This is a genomic window from Fontibacillus forbon (assembly GCF_046559655.1).
Lineage (GTDB): Bacteria > Bacillota > Bacilli > Paenibacillales > Paenibacillaceae > Fontibacillus.
The window spans coordinates 408,643-424,392 of record NZ_JBKGFV010000002.1 but is presented as its reverse complement, the minus strand read 5'-3'; the positions used below and the strand labels follow the sequence as shown (position 1 = coordinate 424,392).

Below are 15,750 nucleotides of genomic sequence, written 5' to 3'. Positions count from 1 at the left end.
TGATTTTTCATTATAATAAGGGGCTGAAGCGCTATGAGTACACCATTTATTAGAAACCACCAATTTAACGTGATTAAAAAACAAGCGGAATTCCTTCAGAAAACTTTGCGGACCGTCGCGGATCGGAGCGTCTTGGAAGCCGTAAGATATGGTGCCGCAAGTAACATTATTGAGGCATTTCCTGTTTTGAGGGAGGATCAGAAGCAACTGCTGGGGCAGATATCAACCTTCGAAACGGCATCCGATTTTCAGACATTTCTTAGCACTTTAGAATCATACCTGGAGCCTTTTCCGCCGATAACGCTAAAACAGATTCAGAAGCTATTCCCTAAAAATAAAAAATTGAAAGTACCGGATCTGCAAGCGATCGACTTTCGATTTGTGACGCATTTGAGTTGGACAGATATTGCCACGAATAGATTATTTGTTGTATATCCGTTTGAAGGGAAGTTCATCGGCATTGAGGGTAGAATTACGCCGACCAACAAGAAAGGGTATTGCTTGTTCTGTAATCGGCATCAAGAACTTGCATTCTTCTCGATCAAGACCAAGCCTACTAACGAAGATAACCTTTCCTTCTATGGCCATTATGTTTGTCTGGATAACCAAGGATGCAATCAAAGTATTACCGATACAGGATCGCTGGAGAAATTCATTCTTTCCGCCAGCAAATAACTTCAAACCAGAAACCGGCTGCCCCTAAGGCAGCCGGTTTCTGGTTTGTGTTCTATTTGAAAGTTGAGTACATGGAAGGAATATAAAGGTTTCTAAAGGTTTCTAAAGAAATAGGAATGGTAAGTAGATTATTGGGGGGCTATAATTGAAACGACTTGTCATTATGACAGTTGGGAAGACCCACAGCGGAAAAACTACCTTTGCCAAGGAATTAGAACAACAATTGAAGAATTCTGTAGTGATTGATCAAGATAACCATTCGGAAATCATAAACACCTATTATTAATCACTCCAGCCATTGCACGGGCACATTTCCGGCCCCCAAGAGGGAGAAGCAAAATACTTATTCGTTATTAAAGACGCTAAGAAGTTCAATCCGTCATACAAAGTATAATAGCTATTAGTAATTAATATCTTAATGTCACATACGATCCTAAAGGAATGAGTGATTTATGAAGCACTTGATCATAATTATTTTTATGATAGTCCTATTGGCCGGTTGTACTTCCAAATACAATCGAGGAACCTATGATCTCTATCTGATACCGGAAGGGTATGAAGGAATAATTAGAGTAACGTATAACATTAAAGATGCTCCCCGACTCGAAAGAGAAGGAAAGTACGATATCATTCCGGTTAGCGCAAATGGAAAATATGAAACTTCAAACCCTATGTATGATTATGGTTCGGTAATTGACCAGTATTATTATGTTGATAAGGAGGGCAAGCGAACAGCGATTGATTCGTCATGCGTGCACACAAGAGGAACCGGCGGATCCAGCAGCTCCGATGGTGTTGAAACGCATCACACAGAAATCGAAGTCACGCAATCGGCCTGCGGCGAAGATTTTAGGCTAAATGGGTCATTCAGGTAATTGTGATAAGGGATTGCAGAATTTTTATGAAAGCCGGTGCAACGAAAATGGCCCTTTGCAGATCGATCCGCGAAAATGAATTAGAAGAGCTCTTATTTCTTTACAAGTTTTTACAACCCGAGGACCCTGAATTGGAGCGCAATGAGACGTTAGCAGATCAATGGCGTGAAATGTTGGGGGACCAGAGTATGAATATTCTGGTAGTTGAACATGAAAGGCAGATCGTGGCATCTTGTGTCCTCGTGATCATTAAGAATTTGACCAGGGGCGCAAGACCTTATGGTTTGATTGAAAATGTAGTGACCCATGGAGAACATAGACGTAACGGATTCGGACTGATGGTTTTAGAAAAAGCTAAAGAAATCGCCGAGCAAAGGAATTGCTATAAGGTGATGCTAATGACCAGTTCCTTGAAGGACGAAGTACATCGCTTTTACGAAAAAGCCGGATTCCTGAAAGGCAAGAAAACGGGATATATCGTGAATATGAATAAAGAAGATTTTTATTGATGGTATGATATGTTACATTCAAGTAATTCGAGAAAGGAGCGGTTTTTATGGACAGAAGATATCCGATCGGCACCTTTCGATGTGAACGCGATATTTCCGCTACTCAAAGGGAGATGTGGATCAGGGAGATTGAAGAATTACCGGCCCGGCTGAAGGAAGCGGTTAAAGGTTTATCCGAGGATCAATTGAACCTTCCTTATCGCGAGAGAGGATGGACACTCCGGCAGGTGGTTCATCATCTGGCTGACAGCCATATGATTAGTTTTATAAGATTCAAGTTGGCTTTAACCGAAGACACGCCGACAATAAGACCCTACTTCGAGGATCGCTGGGCCGAACTACAGGACTCTAAAGAAACGGATATACAGATTTCTTTCATGCTATTGGAAGGCTTGCATAAGAGATGGGCTATTTTGTTGAAGTCCATGGAGAAATCCGATTTTGAAAAACAGTTCTACCATCCGGAGTCACAACAAACGGTGCGTCTGGATTATAATCTTGGTTATTATGCATGGCATGGAAAGCATCATACAGCTCATATCACCGCACTGCGAAATTTATTGAATATTTAAGATTTGACAAAATCCCAACACGCTGTTTCAATACATGGAATGAAAAAACAAGACACATGTATGGAGAAGCTGATAAAAAGGAGAAAAAACGATGCAGGCTTGTTTTAAGCATACCGAGAAGGCGGCTGAAAAAAGTTGTCCTTTCTGCAGTAAAGATTACTGTCAAGATTGTTTACTTTTAGCGGGTAAGAGGAAGACTGTGATATGCGAAGATTGCTATAATCATTTCTATAGTAAAATCAAGGGATCCATAATTAGAAGATACGTCTATTTGGTTTTGGGGTTCATCTTGATCATCCCGGTTGTAATAAATATATTTAGTTCATTTGCATCCGGGGATCAGAATGGAATGCTGTTCCTGGTGCTTGGAGCCGGTATCCTTCTTTCCATAGCTATGAATGCGATTAGATTGGTTCAATTCAGAAGTTGGGAAATAAAGGAAAATTATTCTGCGAACTTCGTCAAATAGACATCCATGAATGAATGCGGAAACACTGCTAGATGATGATGTTGGAGGAACAATCAATGATTTCATATGAGAGAGTATCCAGTTTTAAGCGGTTCTTTTTTGGTTTATTCGGTGTCTTTCTATTTTTAGGTATCCTGTTTTTTTTCACTAGCGGGTTTCATGAAGTCTTGTTTCATAACTATACAAACGATATTAGAGGCGCTATTTTAACAGTTGTGTTTTTCGTTTGTTCACTGATTTTTTTGTTAGCCGCTTTAACCTTGAGAGCCATTTCTTACGATACCGTGGAGGAATTGAATTCCGTTCAATTGGAACTAAAAACAATAAAAAGAAACTTGGAATCATTAAGCAATAGTAATGAAAAATAGCATTTTGGTCATAAAAAGGAGCTGCATCATGACTTGGAGCCAAGCCCTGAAAACTTTTTGCGATCTATATTCGGAATCCAACCTGACAACGGAGTGGATCATCGTCGGTTCTGTCGGCTCCGTTTTGCAACGGGCCATGATGGAGCCGAATGATTTGGATATTTATGTCCGTCGGAGGGAAGATGTTGATCAACTTGCAACTCTTATGAAAGAGTTCAATCTTGAGTCTAAAAGCGGACTTTCCTATTCCGATCCGGGATGGCTTTCTTCCGATGAAGAGCCTTATTTTACTCAGTCGTTTCCTTCCGGATTTACATGGACCAAAGGAAAATGGAAGATCCATGATTTTCATGCGGAAGTCGTTCAAATCTCAAATCCGGCCGGAATCCCCGACTCGGTGGATGGCGAAGGAATATGGGAAGGCGGCAAGTACATATGGGATTTAACGAAAAAGGTGGAGTTTGAGAATCATTGGGTTCCGGTAGTTCCCTTAGAAATTCAATTGGAATCCAATATTAGACGAAATAGACAAGACCGAGCCGATGCCATTTTGAATGCATTATTAACTCATGGTTATGACCGGCCGTTATTAAATAAAGCTTTATCGAAAACCAATAAAGAGCTGTTCGAACAGAGAGTTCGGTAATTCGAGGTCCGTTGGATGACGATCCCCTGTTTTGGTTACGGAGAATGATCGAAGGGAGAATGACATGAAGGTAAAGATCGGACGGGAAGATCTTCAAAGCTTTGAATTGAGTTGGTTATGCGTACGTCCTATGTTACATGCCGTTCGCGGGAAAGATCTATCCGTAAAATCCGAAATGTATAATCAACTAAACGAAGGCCAAAAGGGGTTGTTTCTGTTTTATTCTTTTCATAATCATGTCGATAAGCTTACAGCGTTTTACTGGTTTTCTGCCTATCACATCAATGAGCTACAATCTTGGAACGGGATTAAGAGCGGGGTTCTGTATTTTGGGGACGGTAAAATGGCTGACTTACTGGACGAAATCATGCAATTCATTGAGAATTGCAATAAAACGGAAAGGCCAATAACTCCGGGCGATTTGGAACATGATCAAGAAACGTTTGATAAAGTAAACAGGCTATATGATAGCTATATCGAATACTCGAAGCATACAATTATGCGAATGAACGAATGGATAAATGCCAACAAACCTGATTTTATAGAAGATATCTCCTAAATTTGAGGGGAGGGACTTATCATGGAATTTACTATAGAAAAGCTGCGGGATCAATCCGCTGCACCTTATGATTTATTGCTGCTCGCAGATCCTTCTAAAGCTATCGTTGACGATTACTTATCCAGAGGTACTTGTTATACGGCTTCAAATAACCATGAAACGGTTGGAGTATTCGTTATTTTAAGGACTAGGCCTGATACGGTTGAGATCATGAATATAGCGGTGAGAGAGACAGATCAAGGTAAAGGAATAGGCAAGAAATTGCTGCTTAACGCCATCCATTTAGCCAAAGAAATGAACATCCAGGCGATCGAGATCGGAACGGGAAATTCGAGTATTTCACAACTAGCTTTATATCAGAAATGCGGTTTTCGCATCGTTGGGGTGGATACGGATTTTTTTGTAAGACATTATGATGAAGAAATTTTTGAGAACGGGATCCGGTGCCGGGATATGATCCGCTTACGCATGGATTTATGAACAAAGTGAAGGGGAAGAGCATGAACATTTTTATCCGGAAGATAAGCGAAAATGATTCTATTCTCATTTCAAATGCGTTTCAAGAACAAGCATGGGATAAACCCAAGGCCTTGTATGACCAATATCTGACGGAGCAAACCAATGGAGAGAGAGTAACTTTAGTAGCTGAATCGGAGGGCATGTTTGCCGGTTATGTCAATGTAGTATGGGATTCTTATTACCCTCCGTTTCGGGAAAAGAATATTCCTGAAATCAATGATTTCAATGTTTTATTGAAATATCGGGGTCTTGGAATAGGAACGAGATTGATGGATGCAGCAGAGGAAATCGTACGGGAAAGATCTCCGATTGCCGGTATCGGGGTAGGCGTATTTTCCGATTATGGGATTGCTCAAGTATTGTATGTGAAGAGGGGTTATATTCCGGACGGAAAAGGCATACATGACGGACAAGGCTATGTGAAATACGGAGATTCCGTTGTCATAGATGACGATATCGTTCTTTACTTAACAAAGAGATTATAATGTTCTATACTGTGGTTTACTTCGGTGGCTTTGTTTACTCTGGCGTGCCTTGGAATGGAACTCATGGAAGGATACAAAATAAGTACCACTGAATATTATGGCTTGCAGAATATCGGGTTGGCCTATCTTGCGATTTCCTTTCTGTTCTCGATCATTCTTTTCTGTCCGGCAGCGGTTATTTACATCCTTATGGAGCATTATTTAGAAAGACGCATCCTTCAAACCCCGACTCCTTCGCATAAAAACGATTAAATGAATGCATGCTATAGAGCAAACATTTGTCGTCAAAGGAGATGCGCTACCTATGGATAAACAGTCGAAGCGAACAACCGATCAAACTGCAAAGACAGACAATAAATCGGACAATACGATCCGTACGGGAAAAAGTGATTCCGAGTTTGCGGACGAGCTCACTAGCAGCGACATTAAATCGGCATTCAAGAATCCAATCACTGGCGAAGAGCGGTTGTATTAGCTGTTAGCAAAATTGGTTCCCCGTTCACCCGGGAGACTTTCGCTCTTAGGACGCCGGATGTATAATCATGAAAGATGCTAAAAACAACCCAGTGACCCAGCCCAGGATAGAAGCAATCTATGGTTGGGTCATTTTGTATTCAAGCATGAAACGAACTTGTTCTTTCAAAAATCTTACATAGGGGATGTCTTACGATGGCAGCATTACTTTTTGAAGAAATAAATGATTCTCACCTTGAAATGATAAGGGATATTTATAATTACTACGTTCTCAATACAACGATTTCTTTCCACACGGAATCTTTGACCCATGATCAGATCAGGGAATCCGTCATCCATAAGAATAAGAGATTTAAGTCATTTGTAATTAGAGAAGACTCAGAAATTATTGGGTATGTCCTGATTACGCAATATAAGAATAAACAAGCATATGACATTTGTGCAGAAGTAACGATTTACTTAGCTCCGGGTAACACGGGTAAAGGGGCGGGAAAGGTTGCATTGAATTTCATCGAGAAAGAGGCTAAGGAACAAGGGTTCCACACCTTAATTGCAACGATTTGTATGGATAATTTGAGAAGTAAGGCCCTGTTTGAAAGAAATGGTTATAAACAATGCGCCTTTTTTAAGGAGATTGGATTTAAATTTAACGAAAGGTTGGATATCGGAAGCTTTCAGAAGATCTTGTGAAAGAGCAATTATACGCTAAGTTTAAAGAGGGATTTGAAATGATTTCGATAAAACCTGTTAACTCCGGCCATCTCTCGAGTTTAGGACAGCTGTATGACGAACTTATGGGAACAATGACGAATAGCGATAAATTAATGCAGACCTATCAATCAATCGCAAATAACGAGAACTATGTAATTTTAGGCGCTTTTAATCAAGACGAACTAGTGGGATCGCTCATGGGAATTATATGTCAGGATCTTGTGGGAGACTGCAGGCCTTTTATGGTTGTTGAGAATGTAATTGTTTCGAATCGGGCGAGGAGACAGGGGGTTGGAACGAAATTGATGCAAGAAATTGAATGGATTGCCAGAGCAAGAGACTGCTCTTACATGATCTTTGTGTCTGGTGAACAACGAAAAGAAGCGCATATTTTTTATGAAAAACTGGGATTTAAGGAAGAGAACGTTGAAGGATATAGAAAGCATTTTTAAAGTGTTTATTATGTCCGGCAGCAAGACCTCCAAAGGCTTTAGTATTCTATCCAATGAACTGCTGCAAAAATACGATTCTCATATGCTGCGAATCTAAAAAAAGATCAAATTTTGTACGGTCAGGAAAAGGAAGATTATATTTTTAGCCCTAAACAACTCAAAGAGTTTCAAATCAAACCCTGGAGTCATTTGTTAAGCATAAGATCCAGCAACGTTGCTTTTGGTGAACATTGAGACAGGCCCCATAGTAGAACGGGCAAAACAAGCTGTCGAAATATTTGATTAGGTAGGTGGAGCATGTTTGAGGATCCTGTTAAGGAATTTATTTATAAATCTGATTATGACGGATTAAAATTATATGTTTTCGATCAGCCTCAACTTGAGGGGCAATTAAAACCTGCTATCTTGTTCTTTCATGGCGCGGGCTTTTCAAACAACAAAGTAACCCCCGCTCAGTTCCAGCATCAAGCGGAATACTTTGCATCCTTAGGGCGGAGTCGATTCTGAATCGCTAATTGAGCTATTTCCGGAGCAATCATCGGATTTGGCAAAGGCTAGCCCAATGGATGCGATTACGTCAAAACTTCCTCCAAGTATTTTTTTCCATGGGACGGAGGATAAGAATATCCCGATAGGGAAAATAGACCATTTCGTAGAGATGATGGTCCAAAATGGGAATGAGAGCAAATTGGAAGTTTTTGCTGGGATGGGACATGGTTTTTTTAACTATGGAAACCACGGAAATGTTCCCTATATGAGAACACTTGCCTGCACAACAAGCTTCTTGAAAGAACATCAATTGCTTGGGGAATTACGGTAGCATTGCTCTAATGTATAAAGAAGGGTTGAGAAAACATGATTGATTTTCAAGTTATGAATCCAGACCAGGCAACTAAATTAAAGGAGATTGATCGATCGGAATACATTGACCTCATATATCAAATGCAAGATGGGAAGTTAGTCGAAACTTCGGCGGGACATGAATGCCCGAGTTGGAACGAGGAACTGCTACGCGAGATGGAAGACCGGTTTTTGTACGAGTTGCAAAACGGCGGGACGGCGTTCGGAGCATTTGACGGGAATAGGCTAATCGGATTCGGAGTACTTGCCCATCAATTTAGAGGGGAAAAGCAAGATCGCCTTCAGATCGATTTGATGTACGTCTCAAGAAGTTACAGAAGACAAGGAATAGGAACATCAATATTGACCCGATTAGAGGAAGAAGCAAGAACAAGAGGAGCCAGGTATCTGTATATTTCGTCTACGGAGACGAGATCGGCCGTTTCGTTTTATAAAAGTATGGGCAGTCGGATCACCAAAGAGGTCGACGAAGAACTTTTTCAGAAGGAACCGCTCGATATACATATGTTAAAAGAACTTTGAGACTATGGAGGTTAGGATCATGATCATTAAAACAATTAAAGAAAATGGAGTAGAAATGGCCATCGTTGAAAGCGATGTAGAATTGATTACCGATGTTCAGTCCGCTTTGGATCTTATGGCAACTGTAAGTTATGAAGCCGGATGCAATGTGATTATTATAAACAAGTCGTCCATATGTGAAGATTTTTTTGACCTGAAAACGCGTCTTGCCGGTGAAATCATTCAAAAGTTCATTAATTATCAAGCTAAAATTGCAATCATCGGCGATTTCTCAGTTTATACAAGCAACAGTCTTAAGGATTTCATTTATGAAAGCAATAAGGGAAGGGATTTATTTTTCCTGCCTACCGAGGAACAAGCCATTGCAAAATTGAGTAGGCTTTAAAGGCCGGAAAGAAAGAGGATTTAGAGCAACAACCGATTACGACAATCAGGAATTTGTATTTGAAGACATTGACGGAAGATGGATTGCTATTGGGAATAAACAGAGTAGATAAATGAAATAGAGGTGGAGAGGGTAAACATGACTCGAAATATATTAATTCGAGAGTTTAAAAATGAAAATTGTCTGCAAATCGCAAATCTCATTAAGGACAACCTGATCCATGTGAATAGCAAAGACTACAGCGATAAGATCATTAATAATATGCTAAGTATTTTTACTCCGGAGTATATTATGGGTTTATCCGAAACGAGGAAGATGTTCGTTGCCGTAATAGAAGATAAAGTTGTTGGAACCGCCAGTCTGGATACGGATACTATTTATATGGTTTTTGTTGAAAAAGACTACCATAATTCAGGGATCGGCCGGAATTTGATTCGTCATATTGAACGCATAGCACTGGATTCCGGGATCACCTCGTTAAAGCTGCCCAGCAGTTTAACGGCACAAAGTTTTTATAAGAAACTTGGATATCAAGAAATTGATGTGGTTGAATCCGAACAATATGGCAGAGATATTATTATGATGAAAAATTTAGAATCGAGTACCTACATTTACATGATCAGACACGGGGAATCGCCTAAAACGGAAGAAAATGAAAGAACCCGAGGATTAACGGATAAGGGGAAAGTGGATGCCCATCGGGTAACTGAACTATTGAAGCAGGAGGGCCTGGATACTTTCATTTCTAGTCCATATAGCAGGGCCGTGTTGACGATCCGGGAATTGGCTCATTTATCCGGTAAAGAAGTAATAGAATATGAAGAGCTTAAAGAACTGCTTTTCTCAAGTGAGGATAAAATCGTACCGGATCAGGAAATATATCCTGCCGTGCAAAAGATGTTTTCTGATCGCGATTTCTCGTTGCCCGGCGGAGAATCGATTTCCCAATGCCAAAAACGGGCCGTAGCTATCTTGAAAGAAATACTTCAGGCATACAGAGGCCAGAAAATAGCTATGGGAACGCATGGAGTCGTTATGACGCTGATGATGGGGTATTTTGATAACCAATATGGGTTTGAGTTTTTAATGGGGACATCGAAGCCGGATGTATACAGATTGGAATTCAAGGATGAAGAGTTAATAGAAGTAAAGAGATTATGGAACTAAGTAATTATAGAACTCATTGAACGAGGGAGCGGATTTACATGGAACAATGGGAATACAAAACTATGAAGTATAAAACCGGAGGTTTTTTGGGAGGCAAAGTAGATACCGAAGAATTCGAACTCGAGTTAAACCGGTATGGTTTGGATGGCTGGGAATTAGTCTCCTGCTTCGATACAAGCCTATCTCAAGGGCAATCCAGAGATGTCATCGTTATTTTCAAGAGAAAGAAGAGTTTTTGATGTGTTCTCTCCTTGGATGCATGAATTAGTTGTTTGTATCGCCGGAAAGCATAGATTCGGATTCAAAAAAACGGCATGATTAAGGAATGAGGAGCTTGGGATCTTATTGGAATGATCGGTTTAGCAACGAAGGGATGATATGGGGGCAAGAGCCAAGCAAAACGGTATACCGTGCCATCCAACTTTTTCAGGACAATGATGTGAAGAAGGTGTTAGTACCCGGCTCCGGATATGGAAGAAATACAAAGGCGCTATCAGCGCATTTTCAAGTTGATGGAATCGAGATATCGCAGGATGCCGTTCAAATGGCAAACAATTGGGACCCGGACAGTCATTTTATTTTGGGCTCCGTATTGGACCAAGTTACTTTGAATAAATATGATGCCATCTATTGTTTTGATGTTTTGCACCTATTCCTGAAACAGGATAGAAAAAAGCTCATACAGCATTGCGTTCAGTACCTGAAGGATAACGGATTGATGTATTTTACTTGCTTCTCCGATGAGGATGTAAATAACGGCGTGGGAAGTCAAATTGAAGCAGGAACCTTTGAATATGTTAAGGGAAAGTATGCTCATTTCTTTACGGAAGAAGATTTAATCCGGCATTTCGACGGCTTGCAAGTCATTGAAACAGGAACCACCCATGAAAATCTAACTTACAAGGATAACAAGAGCAAAGAATATATGCTCAGATATATTGTTGTAAAGAAGGGAGGCTAAGCAGATGCACATTGAGTTAAAACCAGTAAATCGGAACAATTGGGAAGAGGCCCTCTCCCTTCAGGTCTCGGATAGTCAACAAGGTTTTGTGCCTCCTGTTGCGGTATCGCTCGCCAAAATTTATATCAAGCCTGACGGAGATGAAGTGGAGTATCTTCCTTTTGCCGTATATGACAAAGATAAAATGGTCGGTTTTATTATGCACGCTTATGAAGAGAAAACGAGCGACATGTATTGGATAAACGGATTTCTAATCGATGCGGAGGAACAGGGTAAAGGGTATGGCGGAACTGCCCTCAAAGAAATGATTATATGGATCCAAAACCGATTTCCGCAATGCCAAGAGATACGTCTTACAGTTCATAAGGATAACGTTTTTGCGAGGAAATTATATAGAAATCACGGATTTATTGAAACCGGAGAATGGTTTGGCGAAGAAGAAATATGGAGCTTGAAATCAGAGAAATCCATGATATGATGAATGCAAATGAGTCAGGACTCTCCAACAGAGGCCTGGCTCATATTTTTTATTTTGGAGATGGTTGTTAAATGAAAACTATGGTTATTGCAGTAAGCGGCTACTCCGGAGCGGGTAAAAGCACGGTCGTATCCCATCTGTCCAGGGTATTGAATTGTCCGGCCCTGTTTTTTGATGACTACGCATCAAGAACGAACTTTCCGACTGATTTGAACGCTTGGTTAAAAGAGGGCGGAGATCCCGATGCCGTATCTACCCCTTTACTCCGGAACCACCTGATTCAATTAAAGAGCGGACAGCCGATTGAACAGGTCAAGGGGAACGGTTGGGCTAAAGAATACGGAATTGGTCACTCTGGAAAAGAAGCAAATACCTTGATGCCTGGACCATTGATCATGGTCGAAGAACCCTTTGGAAGAGAACGGACGGAATTGCAGGGGCTTATCGATTTTGTGATTTACCTGGATCTGGAGCCTGAAATCGCGTTAGCAAGAAGAGTTCATGATCTAATTCAACATTTAAGAAATGATTCGGAAAGTTTAATAAACTTGCTGGATCATTTTTTATTTGATTACCTGTATGGCGGGGTCAGGGACATGTATTATGAAACAGGAAAAAAGGTAAAAGCAAATGCTGATTTAATTATGGATGCAAATAAAAATATCGATGATATCGTCTTGGAAATCGCAGAATGGATTAGAAAAATGCAGGGATGTTGATGGTATACTAAGGAAGATGATTTTGCTGAGATAAATCGGGAAGGTTAAATGGGAGGGGTGCGCAAAGATGTATGTGAAAATTATGCAAATGCTCCTTGTTCTCTTACTCATTGGTGCGGGCTGCAGTCCGTTAGCCGATCAGAAACCGGATGGAGAAGGTATAGTATTTGAAGTGTCCGAGGGAAGAGTACTTATACTTGATAACGTTGACCCTGAAGATATCGGAAAAAAATCTTGGAATGAAATATTTGAGACCTATCAAGGCAGTGCCATTTGGTTGGGAACAAAAAATCCCGATTTGCAGGTTGGGCAACAAGTAAGGTATTGGGTCGAGGGTGGCATCAATGATTCGTTTCCGAGTCAAGCATCCGCAAAGAAAATTGAATTAATTAAGAAATAGATTGTGGAACCCTGTCGGGGGCTATCGCCACTTGGTCCACAGATGTATAATCATGGAAGAGAGCTCAACCAACAAACGCTCCAGCCTAAGATAAGAGCTATCTAAGGCTGGGGTTTTTTCTGCATATCAAGTCCTTTTCTTGACCCGGCCACGCATAATTAGGCAAGACGCTAATACAGATAGGATGGAGCTGCACCAAGTTAAATCCACGGGAACAGGATCGGTGATGTGATGAAGACAGGTCTGTTTGTTCGCAAAGCTGAGGCAGTTGATCTACAAAAGCTGAAGGAAAGCGGGTGTGTTTTTCTCGGAGACGAGGGATGTGTGTATAAACTTCCGCATAAAGCTGAAATTGTTCAGTTGCAAAATGCCCTGAAGAATACGGAAATCCATATCATTACCCCTTTAGTATCCCAAAAAAACCTGCAATACGCTAAAGAGGTCATTGACGAGCTTATTTCAACCCATCTCATTCATTCTCTAACTTTTAATGATTATGGTCTGCTTTACTACACGGTAAACAAATACCCGAATGGCCATGTTAAATATTATCTGGGGAGATTGTTAACGAAATCATTCTCGGATTGTCCCTGGTCTGATCATCTGAACAGGGAAGAGGATGATTCAATCAAAGCATATATGAATGGTTTTGTGCTGAATGATCCAAGGAAAATAAACATGTTCAAAAGTATGGGCATCAAAGGGGCTCACCTAAGTGTAAGCAAAAAAAACATCGAAGGTTTGAATGAGATTACTGAAACCGGGCTCGAGGTTATCGTGCATATGAATACGATCATAGGCTCAGCAAGCCGGATTTGCAGCCAGGCTCAATATTCTGCGACGCTTTATCCGGATTGCAAGGAAGCGTGCGAACAACCTAGCGTACTTAAATTATCTAAATTGTGGAGCATTAAAGCGCGTGGATATGTTGATCCCAGCGAAGAAGTCCGACAGATCGTACCCGAATATTATGTCTCAGGAAATATAACGTATTACCGAAACCCGGATCAATTGTTTTTAATGAACCGGTCTAGTTTATTCACTTATGGGATTCTCGATTGTCACGTGGAGCGTTTATGCACCGAGAGGTGATTTTTTTATGGCATATTATGTGAAAAAATTCACGAAATCAAATAATCTAAGCGAGGTTATTTTATGAAGGTTAAAGCTCCTGTAATTTCGTTGGACTCGGCGCGAACCATGTTGGAGGCCGGTGCGGGTGAGATTTACCTTGGGGCTTCTTCCGTGGCGTTCAAAAATATTTCGTACAGCGCACGGGGGAATTCCAATGTATTCAATCCACAGATTACTATGGACAAAAATGAATTGCAAGAAACGGTAGATCTAGCGCATCAAAATAACGTCAAAGTTAGCTTTTTGGCCAATCTTCCGCAGTTCAGTTTACCGAGCAAAGAAAGAGACGGCATGGAACAGAACTTTCTAGATTATATACAAATGGGTTTACAATGTGGTATTGATAATGTAGTTATAGCGGATATTGGCCAGTATCTATTGTTACGGGAAAAAAATATTGACGTCCCTTGCTACGCAAGCGTTTACATGGGCACGATTAACGCGGAGCAGGTTAGATTTTTTAGAGATCTCGGCTTTAAAAGAATTACGCTAGAGTATCATATGTTAACGGAGGAAATCAAAGAAATTTGTGCGGTAGAGGGCATTGAGATCGAGGTGTTCGCGAATTTCGGAGGATCTTTTTTGAATGGAAGGTGCAGCCTGTACCATAATTTGGGCGAATCTCTTGACCTGGGGTTTCCGTGCAAATCCAAGTATGACGTGATTACGGAAGACGCCGTCGAAAAGGATTTTCCTTACTACGACAGCAACCTGTACTGCTCGCTTTGTAGTGTTGGAAAGCTGTACGAAATGGGCGTCACCACGTTAAAAATAACAGGCAGGGAAACACCGGCCAACGTAACGGAAATCATCGTGAAAACCTATGCCAAGTGCATTAGTTATCTGGAAAACAACATGGACGAGCGAACCGCAAGAAATTTAGCATTTGAAGAAAGCAAAGATTTCTGGAACAAATGGTGCTCCAAGAAAAGATGCAAGTATATCAAGAATAACGTTACCAATTCTTACTTGTGAAGATGGAAATGGATAAAAACGGGGGTATACGACCAAATGAAGTTTATTATTCTGTTCGGCCCGCAGGCTGTAGGGAAAATGACTGTGGGACAACGCTTGGCGGAACTGACGGAGTTCAAACTGTTTCATAATCATATGTCCATTGATTTGGTTTCACAGTTCTTTGATTATGGAACGCCGTCCGGTAAACGGCTTGTAAACTTGATCCGGCACGAGATTTTCGAAGAAGTTTCAAAAAGCGATTTGTCGGGCCTGATTTTCACTTACGTTTGGGCATTTGATCTTCAAGATGACTGGGACTATGTAAACCGAATTTCGGAAATGTTTGAATCCAGGGGCGGTACGGTCTATTTCGTTGAGTTGGAAGCCGATCTGGATGAAAGATTAAGAAGAAACAAAACAGCAAACCGGCTGGAACATAAACCGACGAAAAGAAATGTTGAGAAGTCGGAAAGAGACCTGATGAGAACCCTTGAAGCTCACCGCTTAAATTCCGGTCCCGGGGAAATCGCGAAAGACAATTACCTGAAGATAAATAATACTGATCTTGAGCCCGGTATCGTTGCACAAATGATCACAGACCATTTTGGTTTTGACGGAAAAGACAAAGGTCAAGTTTAACAACATACCAAAAGCAGCCCTGCCCTGTTAAAGGCAGCGCCCAGATTGTCGAGAAACCTCGTACCTATTAAAGTACAGGGTTTCTCTTTGATTTAGGTAATTGAGAAACAGAGGATTCTCTCTCGCGTCTCACGTCTCTCCGAGCGAGCCCGGTGATCACCGTCTTCTTCATGTATTGCCTGGTCGCGGTCGTCCGTGCTTGTCTCCTGACAT

Annotated in this window: 25 protein-coding genes and 2 pseudogenes; all 27 read left to right on the top strand. The window is 41.0% G+C overall.

Annotated elements, in window-relative coordinates:
* Positions 1–33: 33 nt before the first annotated feature.
* Positions 34–675, top strand: coding sequence for a FusB/FusC family EF-G-binding protein (locus ACLB09_RS08720; protein WP_410769420.1), 642 nt, complete (start codon positions 34–36; stop codon positions 673–675).
* A gap of 145 nt (positions 676–820) precedes the next feature.
* Positions 821–958 (top strand): annotated as a pseudogene (locus tag ACLB09_RS08715) (ATP-binding protein); the annotation flags it as partial.
* 169 nt (positions 959–1,127) lie between these two features.
* Entirely contained in the window at positions 1,128–1,550 is a 423-nt protein-coding gene (locus tag ACLB09_RS08710; protein ID WP_410769419.1) for a DUF6843 domain-containing protein, read from the top strand.
* 26 nt (positions 1,551–1,576) lie between these two features.
* The gene (locus ACLB09_RS08705; RefSeq protein ID WP_410769418.1) at positions 1,577–2,059 is read left to right on the top strand and encodes a GNAT family N-acetyltransferase; all 483 of its coding nucleotides are present in this window, start codon (positions 1,577–1,579) and stop codon (positions 2,057–2,059) included.
* Between the two features lie 47 nt (positions 2,060–2,106).
* Positions 2,107–2,631, top strand: coding sequence for a YfiT family bacillithiol transferase (locus ACLB09_RS08700; protein WP_410769417.1), 525 nt, complete (start codon positions 2,107–2,109; stop codon positions 2,629–2,631).
* A gap of 525 nt (positions 2,632–3,156) precedes the next feature.
* Positions 3,157–3,468, top strand: a complete 312-nt coding sequence (locus tag ACLB09_RS08695; protein WP_410769416.1) for a hypothetical protein — start codon at positions 3,157–3,159, stop codon at positions 3,466–3,468.
* A gap of 28 nt (positions 3,469–3,496) precedes the next feature.
* Positions 3,497–4,114, top strand: a complete 618-nt coding sequence (locus tag ACLB09_RS08690) for a hypothetical protein (protein WP_410769415.1) — start codon at positions 3,497–3,499, stop codon at positions 4,112–4,114.
* Between the two features lie 64 nt (positions 4,115–4,178).
* Positions 4,179–4,673, top strand: a complete 495-nt coding sequence (locus ACLB09_RS08685; RefSeq protein ID WP_410769414.1) for a hypothetical protein — start codon at positions 4,179–4,181, stop codon at positions 4,671–4,673.
* Between the two features lie 21 nt (positions 4,674–4,694).
* On the top strand, positions 4,695–5,153 hold the full coding sequence (locus tag ACLB09_RS08680; protein WP_410769413.1) for a GNAT family N-acetyltransferase: 459 nt from the start codon (positions 4,695–4,697) through the stop codon (positions 5,151–5,153).
* A 20-nt stretch (positions 5,154–5,173) separates the two neighbouring features.
* On the top strand, positions 5,174–5,677 hold the full coding sequence (locus ACLB09_RS08675; protein WP_410769412.1) for a GNAT family N-acetyltransferase: 504 nt from the start codon (positions 5,174–5,176) through the stop codon (positions 5,675–5,677).
* Between the two features lie 304 nt (positions 5,678–5,981).
* A complete protein-coding gene (locus ACLB09_RS08670) occupies positions 5,982–6,152 on the top strand; it encodes a hypothetical protein (RefSeq protein ID WP_410769411.1) in 171 nt (56 codons plus the stop codon).
* Positions 6,153–6,346: 194 nt separating this feature from the next.
* A complete protein-coding gene (locus ACLB09_RS08665) occupies positions 6,347–6,841 on the top strand; it encodes a GNAT family N-acetyltransferase (protein WP_410769410.1) in 495 nt (164 codons plus the stop codon).
* Positions 6,838–7,314 carry a GNAT family N-acetyltransferase gene (locus ACLB09_RS08660; RefSeq protein WP_410769409.1) on the top strand — a complete coding sequence of 159 codons (477 nt, stop codon included), beginning with the start codon at positions 6,838–6,840 and terminating at the stop codon, positions 7,312–7,314. The genes ACLB09_RS08665 and ACLB09_RS08660 overlap by 4 nt, the downstream gene beginning before the upstream one ends.
* A 297-nt stretch (positions 7,315–7,611) precedes the next feature.
* On the top strand, positions 7,612–7,821 hold the full coding sequence (locus tag ACLB09_RS08655) for a hypothetical protein (RefSeq protein ID WP_410769408.1): 210 nt from the start codon (positions 7,612–7,614) through the stop codon (positions 7,819–7,821).
* A 37-nt stretch (positions 7,822–7,858) separates the two neighbouring features.
* The gene (locus ACLB09_RS08650; RefSeq protein ID WP_410769407.1) at positions 7,859–8,134 is read left to right on the top strand and encodes a dienelactone hydrolase family protein; all 276 of its coding nucleotides are present in this window, start codon (positions 7,859–7,861) and stop codon (positions 8,132–8,134) included.
* A 35-nt stretch (positions 8,135–8,169) separates the two neighbouring features.
* Positions 8,170–8,697, top strand: coding sequence for a GNAT family N-acetyltransferase (locus tag ACLB09_RS08645; protein ID WP_410769406.1), 528 nt, complete (start codon positions 8,170–8,172; stop codon positions 8,695–8,697).
* Between the two features lie 55 nt (positions 8,698–8,752).
* The gene (locus tag ACLB09_RS08640; RefSeq protein ID WP_410770060.1) at positions 8,753–9,082 is read left to right on the top strand and encodes a DUF4180 domain-containing protein; all 330 of its coding nucleotides are present in this window, start codon (positions 8,753–8,755) and stop codon (positions 9,080–9,082) included.
* A 138-nt stretch (positions 9,083–9,220) separates the two neighbouring features.
* A pseudogene (locus tag ACLB09_RS08635) lies at positions 9,221–9,655 on the top strand (GNAT family N-acetyltransferase); the annotation flags it as partial.
* A gap of 9 nt (positions 9,656–9,664) precedes the next feature.
* Positions 9,665–10,249: a histidine phosphatase family protein gene (locus ACLB09_RS08630; RefSeq protein WP_410770059.1), complete on the top strand. Its 585-nt coding sequence runs from the start codon at positions 9,665–9,667 to the stop codon at positions 10,247–10,249.
* A 38-nt stretch (positions 10,250–10,287) separates the two neighbouring features.
* Positions 10,288–10,488, top strand: a complete 201-nt coding sequence (locus ACLB09_RS08625) for a DUF4177 domain-containing protein (protein WP_410769405.1) — start codon at positions 10,288–10,290, stop codon at positions 10,486–10,488.
* An 86-nt stretch (positions 10,489–10,574) separates the two neighbouring features.
* Positions 10,575–11,210, top strand: a complete 636-nt coding sequence (locus ACLB09_RS08620; protein ID WP_410769404.1) for a class I SAM-dependent methyltransferase — start codon at positions 10,575–10,577, stop codon at positions 11,208–11,210.
* A 4-nt stretch (positions 11,211–11,214) separates the two neighbouring features.
* On the top strand, positions 11,215–11,688 hold the full coding sequence (locus ACLB09_RS08615; protein ID WP_410769403.1) for a GNAT family N-acetyltransferase: 474 nt from the start codon (positions 11,215–11,217) through the stop codon (positions 11,686–11,688).
* Positions 11,689–11,759: 71 nt separating this feature from the next.
* The gene (locus ACLB09_RS08610; RefSeq protein WP_410769401.1) at positions 11,760–12,407 is read left to right on the top strand and encodes a nucleoside/nucleotide kinase family protein; all 648 of its coding nucleotides are present in this window, start codon (positions 11,760–11,762) and stop codon (positions 12,405–12,407) included.
* A 67-nt stretch (positions 12,408–12,474) separates the two neighbouring features.
* A complete protein-coding gene (locus ACLB09_RS08605; RefSeq protein WP_410769400.1) occupies positions 12,475–12,807 on the top strand; it encodes a YobA family protein in 333 nt (110 codons plus the stop codon).
* 231 nt (positions 12,808–13,038) lie between these two features.
* Positions 13,039–13,899, top strand: coding sequence for a hypothetical protein (locus ACLB09_RS08600; protein ID WP_410769399.1), 861 nt, complete (start codon positions 13,039–13,041; stop codon positions 13,897–13,899).
* Between the two features lie 63 nt (positions 13,900–13,962).
* Positions 13,963–14,916 carry a peptidase U32 family protein gene (locus ACLB09_RS08595; RefSeq protein WP_410769398.1) on the top strand — a complete coding sequence of 318 codons (954 nt, stop codon included), beginning with the start codon at positions 13,963–13,965 and terminating at the stop codon, positions 14,914–14,916.
* Between the two features lie 36 nt (positions 14,917–14,952).
* Positions 14,953–15,537 (top strand): AAA family ATPase, encoded by a 585-nt coding sequence (locus ACLB09_RS08590; RefSeq protein WP_410769397.1) that lies wholly within the window; start codon positions 14,953–14,955, stop codon positions 15,535–15,537.
* Positions 15,538–15,750: the final 213 nt, after the last annotated feature.

What these genes read in the sequence shown, in the direction of transcription:
- ACLB09_RS08720 (WP_410769420.1), top strand. Translation starts at nt 34, where the DNA reads ATGAGTACACCATTTATTAGAAACCACCAATTTAACGTGATTAAAAAA.
- ACLB09_RS08710 (WP_410769419.1), top strand. Translation starts at nt 1,128, where the DNA reads ATGAAGCACTTGATCATAATTATTTTTATGATAGTCCTATTGGCCGGT.
- ACLB09_RS08705 (WP_410769418.1), top strand. Translation starts at nt 1,577, where the DNA reads ATGAAAGCCGGTGCAACGAAAATGGCCCTTTGCAGATCGATCCGCGAA.
- ACLB09_RS08700 (WP_410769417.1), top strand. Translation starts at nt 2,107, where the DNA reads ATGGACAGAAGATATCCGATCGGCACCTTTCGATGTGAACGCGATATT.
- ACLB09_RS08695 (WP_410769416.1), top strand. Translation starts at nt 3,157, where the DNA reads ATGATTTCATATGAGAGAGTATCCAGTTTTAAGCGGTTCTTTTTTGGT.
- ACLB09_RS08690 (WP_410769415.1), top strand. Translation starts at nt 3,497, where the DNA reads ATGACTTGGAGCCAAGCCCTGAAAACTTTTTGCGATCTATATTCGGAA.
- ACLB09_RS08685 (WP_410769414.1), top strand. Translation starts at nt 4,179, where the DNA reads ATGAAGGTAAAGATCGGACGGGAAGATCTTCAAAGCTTTGAATTGAGT.
- ACLB09_RS08680 (WP_410769413.1), top strand. Translation starts at nt 4,695, where the DNA reads ATGGAATTTACTATAGAAAAGCTGCGGGATCAATCCGCTGCACCTTAT.
- ACLB09_RS08675 (WP_410769412.1), top strand. Translation starts at nt 5,174, where the DNA reads ATGAACATTTTTATCCGGAAGATAAGCGAAAATGATTCTATTCTCATT.
- ACLB09_RS08670 (WP_410769411.1), top strand. Translation starts at nt 5,982, where the DNA reads ATGGATAAACAGTCGAAGCGAACAACCGATCAAACTGCAAAGACAGAC.
- ACLB09_RS08665 (WP_410769410.1), top strand. Translation starts at nt 6,347, where the DNA reads ATGGCAGCATTACTTTTTGAAGAAATAAATGATTCTCACCTTGAAATG.
- ACLB09_RS08655 (WP_410769408.1), top strand. Translation starts at nt 7,612, where the DNA reads ATGTTTGAGGATCCTGTTAAGGAATTTATTTATAAATCTGATTATGAC.
- ACLB09_RS08645 (WP_410769406.1), top strand. Translation starts at nt 8,170, where the DNA reads ATGATTGATTTTCAAGTTATGAATCCAGACCAGGCAACTAAATTAAAG.
- ACLB09_RS08640 (WP_410770060.1), top strand. Translation starts at nt 8,753, where the DNA reads ATGGCCATCGTTGAAAGCGATGTAGAATTGATTACCGATGTTCAGTCC.
- ACLB09_RS08630 (WP_410770059.1), top strand. Translation starts at nt 9,665, where the DNA reads ATGAAAAATTTAGAATCGAGTACCTACATTTACATGATCAGACACGGG.
- ACLB09_RS08625 (WP_410769405.1), top strand. Translation starts at nt 10,288, where the DNA reads ATGGAACAATGGGAATACAAAACTATGAAGTATAAAACCGGAGGTTTT.
- ACLB09_RS08620 (WP_410769404.1), top strand. Translation starts at nt 10,575, where the DNA reads ATGAGGAGCTTGGGATCTTATTGGAATGATCGGTTTAGCAACGAAGGG.
- ACLB09_RS08615 (WP_410769403.1), top strand. Translation starts at nt 11,215, where the DNA reads ATGCACATTGAGTTAAAACCAGTAAATCGGAACAATTGGGAAGAGGCC.
- ACLB09_RS08610 (WP_410769401.1), top strand. Translation starts at nt 11,760, where the DNA reads ATGAAAACTATGGTTATTGCAGTAAGCGGCTACTCCGGAGCGGGTAAA.
- ACLB09_RS08605 (WP_410769400.1), top strand. Translation starts at nt 12,475, where the DNA reads ATGTATGTGAAAATTATGCAAATGCTCCTTGTTCTCTTACTCATTGGT.
- ACLB09_RS08600 (WP_410769399.1), top strand. Translation starts at nt 13,039, where the DNA reads ATGAAGACAGGTCTGTTTGTTCGCAAAGCTGAGGCAGTTGATCTACAA.
- ACLB09_RS08595 (WP_410769398.1), top strand. Translation starts at nt 13,963, where the DNA reads ATGAAGGTTAAAGCTCCTGTAATTTCGTTGGACTCGGCGCGAACCATG.
- ACLB09_RS08590 (WP_410769397.1), top strand. Translation starts at nt 14,953, where the DNA reads ATGAAGTTTATTATTCTGTTCGGCCCGCAGGCTGTAGGGAAAATGACT.